Genomic DNA, 16,401 nt, shown 5'->3' on the forward strand with positions numbered 1-16,401 from the left:
TGTGTGAAGGCCTGACAAGGGGGGCTGGAGCATTCGGCAGATTCCGCAAGCCCGAGGCCGGCAGACCACACTTACTACTTAAATGCACAGCAAGGTCGGCAGCAAATGCCAGGGCTTTTTTTCTACGATGGAGACCTGCGTTCACGACGCGTCGTCCCTTTTTTGGAGTGCTCCATGGATAGCTTCGATCCCCGCCTAATCGCTGTGCGCAGCGCTCACTTCATTGCGGGTCAATACCGCGATGCACAACCCGGGCTTGAGGTGGTGCGACCCTCTGACGGTCAGGTCTATGCTCAGTTGCCAATCGCCGATGCCGACCTGGTGGATGAAGCCGTCACGGATGCCTGGCAGGCGTTTAACCGTAGCGATTGGGCTAGCCGTCCACCCCGGGAGCGGGCGCGGGTGATGCGCCGCTGGGCCGATCTGATCGAGGCGGACGCCGCCATCCTGGCACCGCTGGAAGCCGTGGGCTCGACGCGTCCTCATAAAGATGTGATCGCCTGGGATATTCCCTATGTCGCCGAAGGCATTCGCTTCTTCGCCGAACTGGCGGACAAGCATGGCGGCCACGTTGCGGCGACCCAAACCGACCGACTGGGCATGCAGATCGCCGAACCCTACGGCGTCATTGCCGCCATCGCACCGTGGAATTTTCCCTTGAGCATGGCTTCCTGGAAAGTTGCCCCGGCGTTGGCAGCCGGTAATGCCGTGGTGCTCAAACCTTCGGAGCTGACGCCGTTCTCCAGCTTGCGCTTTGCCGAGCTGGCACTGCAGGCGGGCATTCCGGCGGGAATCTTCAACGTCATCCAGGGCGATGGCCGCATTACCGGTGACGCGCTGTGTCGCCATCCGCGCGTGGCCAAGGTGACGTTCACCGGGTCCACGGAGACGGGGTCGAGCATCATGTCGACTTGCGCGTTGGTGGGGCCGAAACCGGTGACGCTGGAGTTGGGGGGCAAGAGTCCGCAATTGGTGTTCGATGATGTACCGGACATCGCAAAAACCGCGCGCACCGTGGCGCTGGCCATCACCGGCAATGCCGGCCAGGTGTGCGTGTCCGGTTCGCGGTTGTTGATCCAGCGCTCGATCATGCAGCCCTTTATTGCGCATTTGCAGGCGTATTTCGAGGAGCTGCGCCCGGGGCCGACCTGGTCAGACGAGAGCACGTTGTCGCCGATCATCTCCCGACTGCAAGCCAGCCGCATCGACGGCATTGTCCAGCGCTCGCGTCAGGCCGGCGCTGAAGTGCTGACCGGCGGCGGATTGTTTGAAGGTCTGGGCGGCGCTTATTACCAGCCGACCTTGCTGGTTGGGCTGGACAATGCGAACCCGGCCGTCTGCGAAGAAATCTTCGGTCCGGTGCTGACGGTGCAGGCATTCGATGATGAAGAGCAGGCGCTGAGCCTGGCTGCACACGCCACCTACGGCTTGGCGGCGGGCGTACACACCGCCGATATCAATCGCGCCCTGCGTCTGGTCCGGCGGCTGGAGGCGGGGACGGTGTGGGTTAACCGTTACGGACGCAGTAACGATTACATCCTGCCGACCGGCGGCTACAAACGCTCCGGCATCGGCAAGGATCTGGGGCGTGAAGCGTTTGAAGCCAATTTACGCTTCAAGAGTGTGCTGATCGACATCGTCCAGTAACACCCACTGATCGTTCCTACGCTCTGCGTGGGAATGCAGCCCGTGACGCTCCGCGTCACAACGGTGTCAGGCGTAACGCCAGCGGAGAGGCTGGAACGCGGAGCGTCCCTTGAGGCATTCCCACGCAGAGCGTGGGAACGATCGGAAGTGAAGTTTCAATCCGCACCCAAACGGGCGCTTCCGCAAGGAAGCGCCCGTTTTCGTTCAGCACGGCGCAGGTTCTGCGGTTGATCCGTGCACGATCGGCCCTTGCAGGGCTATAAAGGCCCATAAGAGCGCACAAATACGGGGTTTGCCCAAGGCTTGTGCGCGCCGCAAAGTCTGCTGAGGGTGGGCGCTAAAACGGTGGTTTGTATCGAGCGAAGGTCGCTTTTAACGCCATCTGCTGATTTCACAGTGTTGTAATGACGGTGTGCTGCAGCGTTGCATCACAGCTTCGGTAACGGAGCAATGCTTGTCACGCCATGACCTCAACGAACTTCAGGACCGCACTCAATGAGCTTTCTTCGCCCCAAATTCATTACGTTCGACTGCTACGGTACGCTGACCAATTTCCACATGGGCACGATGACTCGCGAACTGTTCGCCGATCGCGTGAAGCCCGAGCAAATGGATCAGTTCGTCAAGGACTTCTCGGCCTACCGCCTGGACCAGGTCATGGGTGACTGGATGCCGTATGACGAGATCCTCAAAACCGCACTGGCGCGGACCTGCAAACGCTGGGGAATCGAATACCGTGACGAAGGTCAGCTGTATTACGACGCCGTGCCGACCTGGGGCCCGCACCCTGATGTGCCGGCCGGCCTATCGAAGATCGCCGACAAGATCCCGCTGGTGATTTTCTCCAATGCCAGCAACAGCCAGATCATGTCCAATGTCGACAAGCTCGGCGCGCCGTTCCACAAAGTCTTCACCGCCGAGCAGGCCCAGGCCTACAAGCCGCGTCTGGCCGCGTTCGAGTACATGCTCGACAACCTCAACTGCGGCCCGGAAGACATCTTGCATGTGTCTTCCAGCTTCCGTTACGACCTGATGCCGGCCCACGACATGAAAATCAAGAACAAGGCCTTCGTCGCCCGTGGGCATGAAGTCCCGGCCAATGCCTTCTACGGCTACCAGCAGATCACCGATATCGGCGGGCTGGCCGCACTGGTCGGTCTCTGAGTCGTAACGGCAACGGCATTCTTTAAGGCAGTCTTTTTGGTATAGGCGGGTTAGACATGGGCAGTGAATCCTACTGGCTCGACACCGCACCGGCGTTCAGCGGTGCTCAGCTCGGCGCTTTGCCCGGGCAGGTCGACGTGGCCATCGTCGGTGGTGGTTTCACCGGCCTGGCGGCGGCCCGGGCGTTGGCCTTGAAGGGCGCCAGTGTGGTGGTGCTGGAGGCCGGAAGAGTGATCGGTGAAGCCTCGGGGCGCAACGGTGGTCAGTGCAACACCGGGGTGGCCCAGGATTACGCCGGCCTCAGTGCCTCTCTCGGCGCCGACAAGGCACGGGCTTATTACCAGGCTTACGAAAGCGCGGTGCAGAGTGTCGTTTCATTAGTGGAGCAGGAGCAGATCGCCTGCGACCTGATCCGCAACGGCAAGCTCAAACTGGCCGCCAAGCCGATGCACTACGAAGGCCTGGCGCGGACCTGCGAACTGATTCGCAAGGAAGTCGATGCCGACGTCGAATTGCTGACTGCCGAGCAGACCCGCGCGGAAGTCAATTCGGCTCAGTTCCACGGTGGCTTGCTGCAGCGCAACGGCGTGCAGATGCATGTCGGGCGCTTCGGTGTCGGTTTGGCCGAAGCGGCAGCCCGTCAGGGTGCGTTGATCCATCAAGGCACCTCGGTGACGGACTGGAAGGCCCGCGCCGGCGGTTATCAGGTCAACACCAGCAAGGGATCGCTGCACGCCGGTCAGGTTCTGCTGGCCACGGGCGCCTGTCAGCACGGTGGTTTGGGCTGGTATCGGCGGCGGATCGTACCGGTGGGCAGTTTTGTAATCGCCACCGAAGTGCTCCCGCAATCGTTGATCGACCAACTGTTGCCCGGCCGACGCGCCTATGTCACCAGCCGCATGATTGGTAACTACTTCCGCCTCACCCCGGACAACCGCCTGCTGTTTGGCGGGCGTGCGCGGTTCGCCATGTCGGACAGCGTGAACGACGCCAAGAGCGGCAAGGTGCTGCAAGCGGCGATGGTGCAGATGTTCCCGCAGTTGGCTGAGGTGAAAATCGACTACTGCTGGGGCGGTCTGGTGGACATGACTTCAGACCGCCTGCCTCGGGCAGGTCAGCACGGCGGGGTTTATCACTCCATGGGCTACAGCGGCCACGGGGTGCAGATGTCGGTGCACATGGGCCAGGTCATGGCCGATGTCATGGCCGGCAACGTCGAAGCCAACCCTTGGCGTGAACTCGAATGGCCGGCGATTCCCGGGCATTTCGGCAAACCGTGGTTCCTGCCGTTTGTGGGCGCCTATTACCGATTCCAGGATTATTTGCATTGAGTTGATGTTGTGGCGTCACCGTCGTTTGCGTTTCCAGGACGTTCCGGTTAACCGGAACACTCGAGCCTTCTCATCTTCGACAGGTACAACTGATATGACTGACAACAAGATCGACTCACCCCTGATTTCCGGCCAGGACAGCCTGCGAGTCTTCGAAGGCCTTAATCGTGGCATGTCGCGCCGTCACGCCCTGCAAATGCTCGGCGTGGCCGGTGTGGCCGCCGCCGGTGCCGGCAGCCTGTTCGGCGCTGCCGGCAAGCTCTTCGCCGAAGAAGCTGCAACCCCCGGCAAAGGCAAGCCAGGCGGGCGGATTCGTGTCGCCGGCATGTCCAGTTCCACCGCCGATACGCTGGACCCGGCCAAAGGCGCGCTGTCCACCGACTACGTGCGCCACTTCATGTTCTACAACGGCCTGACCCGTTTCGACAGTCATCTGGTGCCTCAACTGGAACTGGCCGAGCGCATCGATAACACCGATGCCACGCTGTGGACCATCACCCTGCGCAAGGACGTGACCTTCCACAACGGCAAGACCCTGAGCGCCGCCGACGTGGTGTACTCGCTGTCGCGGCACAAGGATCCGCTGACCGGTTCCAAGGTCATGCCGCTTATGGAGCAGTTCGCAGAGATCAAGGCTACGGGCACCAACGAAGTGCAGATCCGCCTGAGTGCACCGAACGCCGAGCTGCCGTCGATCCTTGCCGTGTCGCACCTGCTGATCGTTCCTGAAGGCACCACCGACTTCAACCAGGGCATCGGCACCGGGCCATTCAAGGTCAAGGAATTCAAGCCGGGCGTGCGCTCGATTGCCGCGCGCAATACCGGCTACTGGAAACCGGGCCTGCCGTACCTGGACGAGATCGAATTCATCGCCATTGCCGACGAACCGTCGCGGGTCAACGCGCTGTTGTCGGGCGACGTGCACATGATCAACGAGGTCAACCCGCGCTCGACCACGCGCATCAAGGCCAGCGCCAATCACCGGGTCGTCGATGCGCCATCGGGCAACTACACTGACTTGATCATCCGCCAGGACCAGATGCCGGGCAAAAGCGCGGAGTTCACTCAGGCAATGAAGTACCTGCTTGACCGTGAACAGGTCAAATCCGCAGTGTTCCGCGGCTTTGCCGTGGTCGGTAACGACCATCCGATTTCTCCCGGTTCGCGTTACTACAACGCCGACCTGCCGCAAAGAGTCTACGACCCGGAAAAAGCCAAATTCCTGCTGAAGAAGGCCGGCATGGAAAGCATCACCATGCCACTCGTCGCATCGCCGGCCGCCACCGGTTCGGTGGACATCGCGGTGCTGTTGCAACAGTCGGCGAAACAGGCCGGGCTCAAGCTCGACGTCAACCGCCTGCCGAGCGACGGCTACTGGTCCAACCACTGGATGAAGCACCCGCTGAGCTTCGGCAACATCAACCCGCGGCCAAACGCCGACGTGATGTTCTCGCAGTTCTTCCAGTCGAAAGCGCCCTGGAACGAATCGGGTTGGCAGAACGATCAGTTCGATCAGTTGCTGATGCTCGCCCGCGGTGAAACCGACGACGCCAAGCGCAGCAAAATGTACGCCGACATGCAAACCCTGGTGCATGACCACAGCGGTATCGGCGTGCCGGTGTTCATCAGCAATATCGACGGTGTCGACCAGCGCATCAAAGGCTACGGCAGCAATCCGCTGGGCGGTTTCATGGGCTACATGTTCGCCGAGCAGGTCTGGCTGGACGCTTGATGGGTGGTCGGTTGGTACGTCAGGGACAGTGCAGGAGGGTAGGCGATGAATAGCAACACACTGTGGTTGATCGGCCGGCGTCTGGGCGCCGCGATCGTGACTTTGTTGATCGTGTCCATGGTCGTGTTTGCGATCACGGCGGTACTGCCGGGGGACGCGGCGCAACAATCGCTCGGGCAGTTCGCCACGCCGGAACAGGTGGCGGCCTTGCGCCTGAAACTGGGGCTGGATCAGCCCGGTGTGTTGCGTTACCTGCACTGGTTGATGAACCTGCTGAGCGGCGACATGGGACTCTCCGTCTCCAACGCCATGCCGGTCAGCGAGTTGATGGCCGGGCGGGTGCCCAACACGTTGATGCTGGCGGCCGCCACGGCGCTGGTGTCAGTGCCGGTGGCGTTGATTCTGGGCATCGGTTCAGCGATGGGACGCGGTGGGCGCATCGACAGCTTCCTGAGCTTTTTCACCCTGGCCATGGTTGCCGTGCCGGAGTTTCTGGTGGCGACCCTGGCGGTGCTGATTTTTGCGGTGAACCTGGGTTGGTTGTCGGCGCTGTCGTACGCCAGTGACATCACCTCGCCTTGGCAATTCATGCGCACTTACGCCTTGCCGGTGATGACGCTGTGCTGCGTGATTGTCGCGCAAATGGCCCGCATGACCCGGGCGGCGGTGATCGATCAACTGGACAGCCCCTACGTGGAAATGGCCCGGCTCAAAGGCGTGAGCCCGATGCGCATCGTGCTGCGCCATGCCTTGCCCAATGCCATCGGGCCGATCGCCAATGCCGTCGCCCTGAGTCTTTCCTACCTGTTGGGTGGGGTGGTGATCGTCGAGACGATCTTCAACTACCCCGGCATCGCCAGCCTGATGGTCGATGCGGTGACCAACCGCGACATGGCGCTGGTCCAGGCCTGCACCATGCTGTTTTGCACGGCGTACCTGGGGTTGGTGCTGATTGCCGACCTGTGCGCGATTCTGTCCAATCCGAGGCTGAGAAACCAATGAACAATCTCATTGTGAAATCGACGCCTGCGACCCCCGACCTGTCGGTTGGCAAGGTGTCTCATGGCCCGGCCTGGCTGGGTCTGATCGGGGCTGCGATGTGCGTTATCTGGTTGTTGGTGGCGATTTTCGGCCCCTGGTTGGCACCGCACCCGGTGGGCGAAGTGGTCTCTGACAATGTCTTTGACAGCATCAGCGCCGTTTACCCGTTTGGTACCGATTACCTGGGTCGCGACATGCTCAGCCGCATCCTCGTCGGCGCACGCTTCACCGTCGGCCTGGCGCTGGTGGCGGCGGTGTTGGCCAGCGGTCTGGGCACCAGTTGCGCGCTGCTGTCGGTGGTGTCGCCGAAGTGGCTGGACGAGGTGATCAGTCGCTTGATGGATGCCTTTATCTCGATCCCGAGCAAGATGCTGGCGTTGATCATGGTCTCGGCCTTCGGCTCGTCGGTCACCTTGCTGATCTGCACGGCGGTGCTGAGTTTCACGCCGGGCGCGTTCCGCATTGCCCGCAGCATGGCGGTCAACATCGAAGCCCTGGAATACGTGCAAGTGGCCCGCACCCGTGGAGAACGCCGGCTGTACATCGCGTGTGTGGAAATCCTGCCCAACATGCTCAACCCGGTACTGACGGACTTGGGGCTGCGTTTTGGTTTCATCGTGCTGCTGCTTAGCGGCATGAGCTTCCTCGGTCTGGGCGTGCAACCGCCAGATGCCGACCTCGGCTCCCTGGTGCGCGAAAACATCGGCGGCCTCAACCAGGGCGCGCCCGCCATCGTGATTCCGGCCCTGGCCATTGGCACCCTGACCATCGGTGTGAATCTGTTTATCGACCGCCTGTCTTCGCGACGTAGTCGACGTACGGGAGGTCATTGAAATGAGTGATTTGATTCGAGTCGAGAACTTGCGCGTGGTCGCCTGTGGCGAGCGTGGCGAAGTAGAAATCGTCAAGGGCGTGAGTTTCTCCCTGGCCAAAGGTGAAGTGCTGGCGTTGATCGGCGAGTCCGGTTCCGGCAAGACCACCATCGCTCTGGCGCTGCTCGGTTACGCCCGGCGCGGTTGTCGTTTGGCGTCCGGCGTGGTGCAGATCGGCGAGCACGACATGCTGGCGTTGAGCGAAAGCGAACTGCAAGGCCTGCGCGGCAATCGGGTTTCGTACATCGCCCAAAGCGCTGCTGCGGCGTTCAACCCGGCGAAGAAGCTGATCGATCAAGTGGTGGAGGGCGCATTGATCCATGGCCTGGGCAGCCGGGCCGTGCTCGAAGCCAAGGCTATCGAGTTGTTTCGCGACCTGGCCCTGCCGGACCCCGATCGCATTGGCCAGCGCTACCCCCATCAGGTCTCCGGCGGGCAACTGCAGCGGGTGATGGCGGCCATGGCGCTGATCAGCGATCCGCTACTGGTGGTGCTCGACGAACCGACGACGGCCCTCGACGTGACAACCCAGATCGACGTGCTGCGCGCCTTTAAACGGGTAGTACGCGAACGTGGCGCGACGGCAGTCTACGTGTCCCACGACCTCGCTGTGGTCGCGCAGATGGCCGATCAGATTGTGGTGCTCAACGGCGGCGAGATTTTCGAACAAAGCGCCACCGCGCCCTTACTCAAAGGCCCGGCCCATGAATACACCCGCAGCTTGCTGGCGGCCGCGCGGCCGGACACGACGATTCGCCCGCCCTGCGATGTGGCGCAAGACTCGCCATTGCTGACGATCCAGGGCCTGACCGCCGGTTACGGCAATAAGAACATGCACGGCATGCCGTCGATTCGCGTGCTGGAAGACATCGACCTGACCGTGCGCCGGGGCCAGGCCATCGGCGTGATCGGTGAGTCGGGCTCGGGTAAATCGACCCTGGCGCGGGTGGTGGCGGGGTTGCTGACCCCGGCGCTCGGCGGGCTGACCTTCGATGGCCAGCCACTGGGTGGCAGCCTCTCCGAGCGCACCGATGAACAGTTCCGGCGCATTCAAATGGTCTTCCAGAACGCCGACACCGCGCTCAACCCGATGCACAGTGTCAGCACCATTCTGAGCCGACCGCTGAAGATGTATTTCGGCCTTAAGGGCGCCGCATTGCGCGAGCGCATCGGCGAGTTGCTGGACCTGGTGCGCCTGCCGCGAGACATGGCCGAACGGCGTCCGAATGAATTGTCCGGTGGGCAAAAGCAACGGGTCAACCTGGCCCGCGCGTTGGCGGCCAAACCGGATCTGATCCTGTGCGATGAGGTGACCTCGGCGCTCGACACCGTGGTCGGCGCGGCGATTCTCGAATTGCTGCGCGACCTGCGTCAGGAACTGGGGGTTTCGTATCTGTTTATCAGCCACGACATCTCCACCGTCCGCGCGCTGTGCGATGACATTGTGGTGATGTACAGCGGCCACAAGATCCAGGCCGGCACTCGGCAATCGTTCGCCCAGGCACCGTTTCATCCTTACACCGATCTGTTGATCCATTCGGTGCCGGAACTGCGCCAGGGTTGGCTGGAGAACTGCGGCACCACCTGCGGTGAACTGCCGCCGATTGGAGCCAGAGCCAACGTGCCAGAGCTGTGCACCTTTCTCAATCGGTGCCCGGTGCGGGTCGACGGCTTGTGCAATCGTACCGCGCCGAACCGCCGGATCATCGCTGGCGGCAGCGAAATCCTCTGCCACCACGACACGGCTGAATTGCTGAAAACCCAGCAGGATTTGAACATCATGACCCAAGGAGCCTATGCATGAAGGGGCGTTTTGTGAGGCTGGCCGAGCAGGGCCGGCCGACCGTCAATCTGAAGGTGGACGGGGCACCCATCGAGGCGTTGCAGGGCGATACTCTGATGGTCGCGTTGCTGACCCAGGGCTCGGCGTTGCGCCAGTCGGAATTCGATTCGGGCCGCCGCGCCGGTTTTTGTTTGATGGGCGCGTGCCAGGATTGCTGGGTCTGGACCCGCAGCGGCGAACGCCTGCGTGCCTGTTCCAACGAAGTCCGTGAAGGGCTGGACATCGTCACCACACAACCGGAGGCGACATGGCCACTGCACGGCTGAGCTCTCATAAAGTCGTTATTGTCGGCGCCGGACCGGCCGGTATTCGCTGTGCCGAAACCCTGCTGGCCGCGGGTTTCAAGCCGATCCTGATCGATGAAAATCGCCGGGATGGCGGGCAGATCTACCGTCGCCAACCGGAAGGCTTTACCCGCGATTACGCCACGCTGTACGGCACCGAAGCGGCCAAGGCCCGGGACCTGCACGAAAGTTTTGATCAGCTGCGTGAACGGATTGACTACCGCCCGGACACGCTGGTGTGGAACCTGACGCCGGGGCAATTGTGCTGCGTCAGTCAGGGCAAGCACTCGACGGTGGATTACGACGCGTTGATCCTCTGCACCGGCGCCACCGATCGCTTGATGCCGATCGAAGGCTGGCAACTGGCGGGCACCTACAGCCTTGGCGGGGCGCAGATCGCGCTCAAATCTCAGGCGGTGTCCATCGGCCACCGCGTGGTGTTCATGGGCAGCGGGCCGTTGCTGTATCTGGTTGCCAGCCAATACCTCAAGGCCGGCGCCAATGTGGCGGCGGTGCTCGACACTTCGCCGCTGAGCAAACGGCTCGTTGCATTGCCCAAACTGCTGGCACGTCCCGGATTGCTGTTCACCGGGATGAAACTGTTGGCGCAGTTGTATCAAGCGAAAATCCCGGTGCATCTGGGGATCAAACCTCAGCAAGTGCTGGGCGATGCGGCGAGTGGTGTCAGTGGCGTGCGGGTCAGCACGGCGCGTGGGGAAACCCTGACGGTCGATTGCGATGCCGTGGCCCTGGGTTATCACTTGCGCCCGGAAACCCAATTGGCCGACCTGGCCGGTTGCCGTATGCGCTTTGACGAGGCCTCCAGCCAATGGTGGCTGGCCGTTGATGAAGAGGGCCGCACCTCGGTCAACGGTGTGTATGCCGCCGGGGACGGCTCGAAGATTCGCGGCGCCGATGCCGCCGAACACGCCGGAAGACTGGTCGCCATGGCGCTGCTGGAGGATTTGCAGCAACCGGTGAACGCCGGGTTGCGCGACGAACAACGCCACGCGCTGGCGGTGATGGATCAGTTTCGCCTGGGTCTGGCCCAAGCGTTTCCCTGGCCGGCGGCGCAAGCCAAAGCCTTGCCGGATGCAGCCATCGTCTGTCGCTGCGAGATGATCAGCGCCGGCGAATTGCGCCGCACCGTCAGCGAAAAAGGCGCCTGCGAAGTCAATCGGGCCAAGGCGTTCAGCCGGGTCGGCATGGGCCGTTGCCAGGGCCGTTATTGCTCCCAGGCCGGGGCCGAGGTGATTGCTGCCGCCGCTGGCGTCAGCGTGCAACAGGTCGGCCGACAGCGCGGTCAGGCGCCGGTCAAACCCCTTTCGATGCTCACCGAGGAGGTGTCGCCATGACGGTTCACAAAGCCGATGTCGTGATTGTCGGTGGCGGCCTGATGGGCTCGGCGGCGGCGTTTTTTCTGCGTCAGCGTGGTCAATCGGTGATCTTGCTGGAACGCGACCAGATTGGTCAGTACGCCAGCGGCGTGAACTTCGGCAACGTGCGGCGCCAGGGCCGATTCCTCGGGCAACTGGCGTTGGCCAACCGTTCGTGGGCACTGTGGAAGCGCTTGCCGGAGTTGATCGACGACGACCTCGAATTCATCGCCAGCGGGCACATGCGCGTGTGCTACCGCGAAGACGAAATCCCAGAGCTGGAAGCCTATGCGGCAGCGCCCGAAGCGGCGCAACTGGATCTGAAAATCTATCGCGGCGCCGAGCTGCATAAGCGTTTCCCGTTCCTCGGGCCAGACGTGAAGGGCGGCTCCTACGCGCCCCACGATGGCCACGCCAATCCACGGTTGGCCGCTCCAGCGTTTGCCCGTGCCGCACGACGGCTCGGCGCGCGGATCGAAGAACAGACGGAAGTCGCCGAAGTGCAGAAGGTCGGTGGCGAGTTCAACGTCACCACCACCGATGGCCGCCAGTTCAGCGCCGCCCAGCTGTTGATCACCGCGGGCGCCTGGGGTCAGAAACTCTCGGCGCAGTTCGGCGAGCCGGTGCCGCTGGACACCCATGGCCCGCAAATGGCCGTGACCGAACCGGTGCCTTACGCCTTGCCGACGGTGATCGGCGTGTACACCAAAATTCCCGAGGAAGTGATCTATTTCCGCCAGATCCCTCGCGGCAACATCGTCATCGGTGGCGGTTACCGCAGCAAACCGGACATGCTCAATCGCCGGGCTTATGTCGAGCCACGCAGCATCCTCAATCAGATGGAGCAGATGCGCCGCCTGCTGCCGGGTGTCGGCAACCTGAACATCATTCGGGTCTGGAGCGGCATCGAAGGTTATCTGCCCGACTCCCTGCCAGTGATGGGCCCCAGCGGTACCGTCGATGGATTGTTCTATGCGTTCGGCTTCTGCGGCCACGGCTTCCAGCTCGGTCCCGGCGTCGGCGACGTGATGGCCGAACTGATCAGCACCGGCAGCACCAGCACCTCGATTGAGCCGTTCTCCATCAACCGGTTCGCCCTCTCAGCCGAGCAACGGAGCAAGGCCTCATGAAACCCCGTGTACTGGATACTCTCAAACGCTTGATGGCCTTCGATACCGTGTCTTCGGAGTCGAACATGGCCCTCATCGAGTACGTGCGCGACGTGCTGTCGGCCAAGGGCATCGAGTCGCTGATCGTCAAGGATGAAACGGGCAAGAAGGCCAACCTGTTCGCCAGCACCGGCCCACGCGAGTTGCCGGGGATTCTGCTGTCCGGGCATACCGATGTGGTGCCGGCGGCGGGGCAGGCCTGGACCTTCCCGGCGTTTCAGGCGACGGTGCAGGACGGACGGATTTACGGCCGTGGCAGTTGCGACATGAAGGGTTTCATTGCGTTGGCCATCGACGCCATGCTCGACGCGGCGGACGGCCCCTTGAGCCGGCCGCTGCAACTGGCACTGTCCCATGACGAAGAAATCGGTTGCGTCGGCGTGCGGCGGTTGCTGGACGTGTTGCACCTGGCACCGGTGCGGCCGTTTTTGTGCCTGATCGGTGAGCCGACCAACATGCAGTTCGTGCTCGGGCACAAGGGCAAGGGTTCTTACCGCACCTACTGTCGGGGCCTGGAAGCGCATTCCTCGCTGGCCCCGCGCTCGGTCAATGCGATTCACGTGGCCTGCGACTTCATCGCCGCGCTGCGTCAAAGCCAGCAGCAGTTGCAAGAGCAGGGCGCCCAGGATGCTGACTACGACGTGCCCTACAGCACCGTGCATGTCGGGCAGATTGTCGGCGGCAAGGCGCTGAACATCGTGCCGAACCTGTGCACCCTGGACTTCGAAGTACGCAACTTGCTGGCGGACGATCTGGATCAGTTCCTGGAACAGATGCGCGAGCGTGCCGAAGTCATCGTGCGTGAGGCCAAGCGTCTGTCCAGTGTGGCCGACATCGAGATCGAAACCCTCAACATCTACCCCGGCCTCGATACGCACCCGAGCGTCGAAGCGGTGCGCTTCCTGAAGAACTTCGCCGCGCCGGACACCGGTACCGCCAAGGTATCCTTCGGCACCGAAGGCGGGCTGTTCAAGCAGCGTCTGGATGTGCCGGTGGTGGTCTGCGGACCAGGCTCGATCGAACAAGCGCACAAACCGGACGAGTTTATCGAGATCAGCCAGATGGAGGCCGGGGAGCGGTTTCTTGATGGCCTGCTAGGTTCCCTGAAGCAGTGATGATCGTTCCCACGCTCCGCGTGGGAATGCCTCAATGGACGCTCTGCGTCCGCTCTTGGGACGCGGAGCGTCCCGGGCTGCATTCCCACGCGGAGCGTGGGAACGATCAAGATGCAGAGCGTGGGAACGATCATTAGGCCCTCGGTAGAGCCTGCCGTCCCACCCTGATTTTCAGCATCCAACACCGCGCAAACGGCTCTTTCAGCATCCTCATCCGCCACACCTCCCTAGACTGGAGCGTGTCTCGGATCAGGACTCGACCATGCTCAAGAATCGTTTGAAAGACCCTAGCCTTTTAGCAGAACTCGCCTATGTCGACGGACAGTGGATCGGCGCCGATAACGCCGCGACCCTGGACGTCATCGACCCGGCCAACGGTCAGTTGATTGGCCGTGTCCCGGCGATGCTAGGCGCGGAAACCCGTCGCGCCATCGAGGCGGCCGAAAAAGCCTGGCCGGCCTGGCGCGCACGCCCGGCGGCGGAACGTGCGGCGCTGCTAGAGCGCTGGTATCAGGCCATGATCGATAACCTCGACGACTTGGCGCTGATCATGACGTGCGAGCAGGGCAAACCGTTGAACGAAGCCAAAGGCGAAATTCGCTACGGCGCCGGCTTCGTCAAATGGTTCGCCGAGGAGGCCCGGCGGGTCTACGGCGAAACCATGCCGACCCCCAGCGGTGACCGCCGACTGCTGACGCTCAAGCAACCGGTGGGTGTGTGCGCCGCGATCACCCCGTGGAATTTCCCCAACGCGATGATCACCCGCAAATGCGCGCCGGCCCTGGCGGCCGGGTGCCCGATCATCGTCAAGCCCTCGGACCTGACGCCGTTGTCGGCCCTGGCCCTGGCGGTACTGGCCGAGCGCGTGGGCATCCCGGCCGGGGTGTTCAACGTGTTGACCGGCATGCCCGCCGGGATCGGCGAAGAGCTGACCGGCAACCCGAGCGTGCGCAAGATTTCCTTCACCGGCTCGACCGCCGTCGGCCGCTTGCTGATGCGCCAGAGCGCCGAACACATCAAGCGCTTGAGCCTGGAACTGGGCGGCAACGCGCCGTTCATTGTGTTCGACGACGCTGACCTTGAGCAGGCTGTCGCCGGCATCATGCTCAGCAAGTTTCGTAACGCCGGGCAAACCTGCGTCTGTGCCAATCGCATTCTGGTGCAGGACGGCATCTACGATCGCTTTGCCCAGCGCCTGGTAGAAGAGGTGGGCAAGCTCAAGGTCGGCAACGGCCTGGACGCCGACGTCACCATCGGCCCGCTGATCAACCCGGCGGCGGTGAGCAAAGTCGCCCGGCACATCGACGATGCCCTGAGCCAGGGTGCGCGGTTGCTCTGCGGCGGCATGCCCGAGGGCGACAGCCAGTTTGTCCAGCCAACGGTTCTCGGCGAAGCCCACGCGGGCATGCTGCTGGCCAACGAAGAAACCTTCGGCCCGGTGGCGCCGCTGATGCGCTTTACCGATGAAGCCGAAGCCCTCGCGCTGGCCAATGCCACGCCTTACGGTCTGGGGGCCTACTATTTCACTCAGGACTTGCGCCGTTCATGGCGTTTCGGCGAGGCGCTGGAATTCGGCATGGTCGGGCTCAACACTGGGATCATTTCCATGGAAGTCGCCCCGTTCGGCGGCATCAAACAGTCGGGCCTGGGCCGCGAAGGCAGCAAGTACGGTCTGGATGAATACCTTGAAGTCAAAGCCTTCCACATCGGTGGGCTGTAATTCACAGACACGGGGAGGCAGATTGATGAGCAAGACATTCAAAATCGCCGCGATTGCCGGCGATGGCATCGGCAAGGAAGTGCTGCCGGAAGGGCTGCGAGTACTGGAACAAGCCGCGAAGAAATGGCAGCTGGACTTGAGCATCGAAGTGCTCGACTGGGCGCATTGCGATTACTACCTGGAACACGGGCAAATGATGCCCGACGACTGGTTCGACCAGCTCAAGGGCTTCGACGCGATCTACTTCGGCGCCGTGGGCTGGCCGGACAAGGTGCCAGACCACATTTCTTTGTGGGGCTCGCTGCTCAAGTTTCGTCGTGACTTCGATCAGTACGTGAACATTCGCCCGGTGCGGCTGTTCCCCGGCGTGCCGTGCCCATTGGCCGGACGCAAGCCGGGGGACATCGATTTCGTGGTGATCCGCGAGAACACCGAGGGCGAGTATTCCTCGGTGGGCGGCAAGATGTTCGAAGGCACCGAGCATGAGTTCGTGCTGCAAGAGTCGGTATTTACCCGGCGCGGCGTGGACCGGATTCTCAAGTTCGCCTTCGAACTGGCCCAGACCCGCCCCCGCAAGCGCCTGACGGCGGCGACCAAGTCCAACGGGATTTCCATCAGCATGCCGTACTGGGACGAGCGCACCGCATTGATGGCGGCGCAGTACCCGGACATCACCTGGGACAAGCAGCACATCGACATTCTGTGCGCGCGTTTCGTGCTGCAACCGGACCGTTTTGATGTGGTCGTGGCGTCGAACCTGTTCGGCGACATCCTGTCCGACCTGGGGCCGGCGTGCGCCGGGACCATCGGCATCGCGCCGTCGGCCAACCTTGATCCGCAGCGCCGCTTTCCGTCGCTGTTCGAGCCGGTGCATGGCTCGGCGCCGGACATCTATGGGCAGAACATCGCCAACCCGATTGCGATGATCTGGTCCGGGGCGTTGATGCTGGACTTCCTTGGAAACGGTGATGAGCGCTATCGCGCGGCGCATGACGGGATTTTGCAGGCGATCGAGCGGGTGATTGCGGATGGGCCGATTACGCCGGATTTGGGCGGGAAGGGCTCGACGCAAGACGTTGGTAAAGCCATCGCCGCCAACCTTTGAAT

General features: G+C 62.4%; 13 protein-coding genes. All 13 read left to right on the forward strand.

Annotated features, from left to right (window positions below; all coding sequences use genetic code 11):
• Positions 1–174: 174 nt before the first annotated feature.
• The 13 genes from ACYZT5_RS06340 to ACYZT5_RS06400 all read left to right on the forward strand — a co-directional run bounded on the left by ACYZT5_RS06340 (position 175) and on the right by ACYZT5_RS06400 (position 16,399).
• Entirely contained in the window at positions 175–1,647 is a 1,473-nt protein-coding gene (locus ACYZT5_RS06340; RefSeq protein ID WP_462050310.1) for an aldehyde dehydrogenase family protein, read from the forward strand.
• A gap of 495 nt (positions 1,648–2,142) precedes the next feature.
• Positions 2,143–2,811 (forward strand): haloacid dehalogenase type II, encoded by a 669-nt coding sequence (locus ACYZT5_RS06345; protein WP_462050311.1) that lies wholly within the window; start codon positions 2,143–2,145, stop codon positions 2,809–2,811.
• A gap of 56 nt (positions 2,812–2,867) precedes the next feature.
• Entirely contained in the window at positions 2,868–4,142 is a 1,275-nt protein-coding gene (locus tag ACYZT5_RS06350) for an NAD(P)/FAD-dependent oxidoreductase (RefSeq protein WP_462050313.1), read from the forward strand.
• Positions 4,143–4,236: 94 nt separating this feature from the next.
• Positions 4,237–5,874 (forward strand): ABC transporter substrate-binding protein, encoded by a 1,638-nt coding sequence (locus ACYZT5_RS06355; RefSeq protein ID WP_462050314.1) that lies wholly within the window; start codon positions 4,237–4,239, stop codon positions 5,872–5,874.
• 45 nt (positions 5,875–5,919) lie between these two features.
• A complete protein-coding gene (locus ACYZT5_RS06360) occupies positions 5,920–6,876 on the forward strand; it encodes an ABC transporter permease (RefSeq protein WP_462050315.1) in 957 nt (318 codons plus the stop codon).
• On the forward strand, positions 6,873–7,748 hold the full coding sequence (locus ACYZT5_RS06365) for an ABC transporter permease (RefSeq protein ID WP_056743943.1): 876 nt from the start codon (positions 6,873–6,875) through the stop codon (positions 7,746–7,748). Before ACYZT5_RS06360 ends, ACYZT5_RS06365 begins: the two co-directional genes overlap by 4 nt.
• 1 nt (position 7,749) lies before the next feature.
• Positions 7,750–9,591: an ABC transporter ATP-binding protein gene (locus ACYZT5_RS06370; protein WP_462050316.1), complete on the forward strand. Its 1,842-nt coding sequence runs from the start codon at positions 7,750–7,752 to the stop codon at positions 9,589–9,591.
• A complete protein-coding gene (locus ACYZT5_RS06375; RefSeq protein WP_415769402.1) occupies positions 9,588–9,896 on the forward strand; it encodes a (2Fe-2S)-binding protein in 309 nt (102 codons plus the stop codon). The genes ACYZT5_RS06370 and ACYZT5_RS06375 overlap by 4 nt, the downstream gene beginning before the upstream one ends.
• Positions 9,878–11,269, forward strand: coding sequence for an FAD/NAD(P)-dependent oxidoreductase (locus tag ACYZT5_RS06380; protein WP_462050317.1), 1,392 nt, complete (start codon positions 9,878–9,880; stop codon positions 11,267–11,269). The genes ACYZT5_RS06375 and ACYZT5_RS06380 overlap by 19 nt, the downstream gene beginning before the upstream one ends.
• Positions 11,266–12,420, forward strand: coding sequence for an NAD(P)/FAD-dependent oxidoreductase (locus tag ACYZT5_RS06385; protein ID WP_462050318.1), 1,155 nt, complete (start codon positions 11,266–11,268; stop codon positions 12,418–12,420). The genes ACYZT5_RS06380 and ACYZT5_RS06385 overlap by 4 nt, the downstream gene beginning before the upstream one ends.
• Complete coding sequence (argE, locus tag ACYZT5_RS06390; RefSeq protein WP_462050319.1) at positions 12,417–13,574, forward strand: acetylornithine deacetylase; 1,158 nt, start codon at positions 12,417–12,419, stop codon at positions 13,572–13,574. The genes ACYZT5_RS06385 and argE overlap by 4 nt, the downstream gene beginning before the upstream one ends.
• A gap of 262 nt (positions 13,575–13,836) precedes the next feature.
• Positions 13,837–15,294 (forward strand): NAD-dependent succinate-semialdehyde dehydrogenase, encoded by a 1,458-nt coding sequence (locus ACYZT5_RS06395; RefSeq protein WP_462050320.1) that lies wholly within the window; start codon positions 13,837–13,839, stop codon positions 15,292–15,294.
• 25 nt (positions 15,295–15,319) lie between these two features.
• A complete protein-coding gene (locus ACYZT5_RS06400) occupies positions 15,320–16,399 on the forward strand; it encodes a tartrate dehydrogenase (protein ID WP_462050321.1) in 1,080 nt (359 codons plus the stop codon).
• Positions 16,400–16,401: the final 2 nt, after the last annotated feature.

Source organism: Pseudomonas sp. LB3P14 (assembly GCF_054898045.1).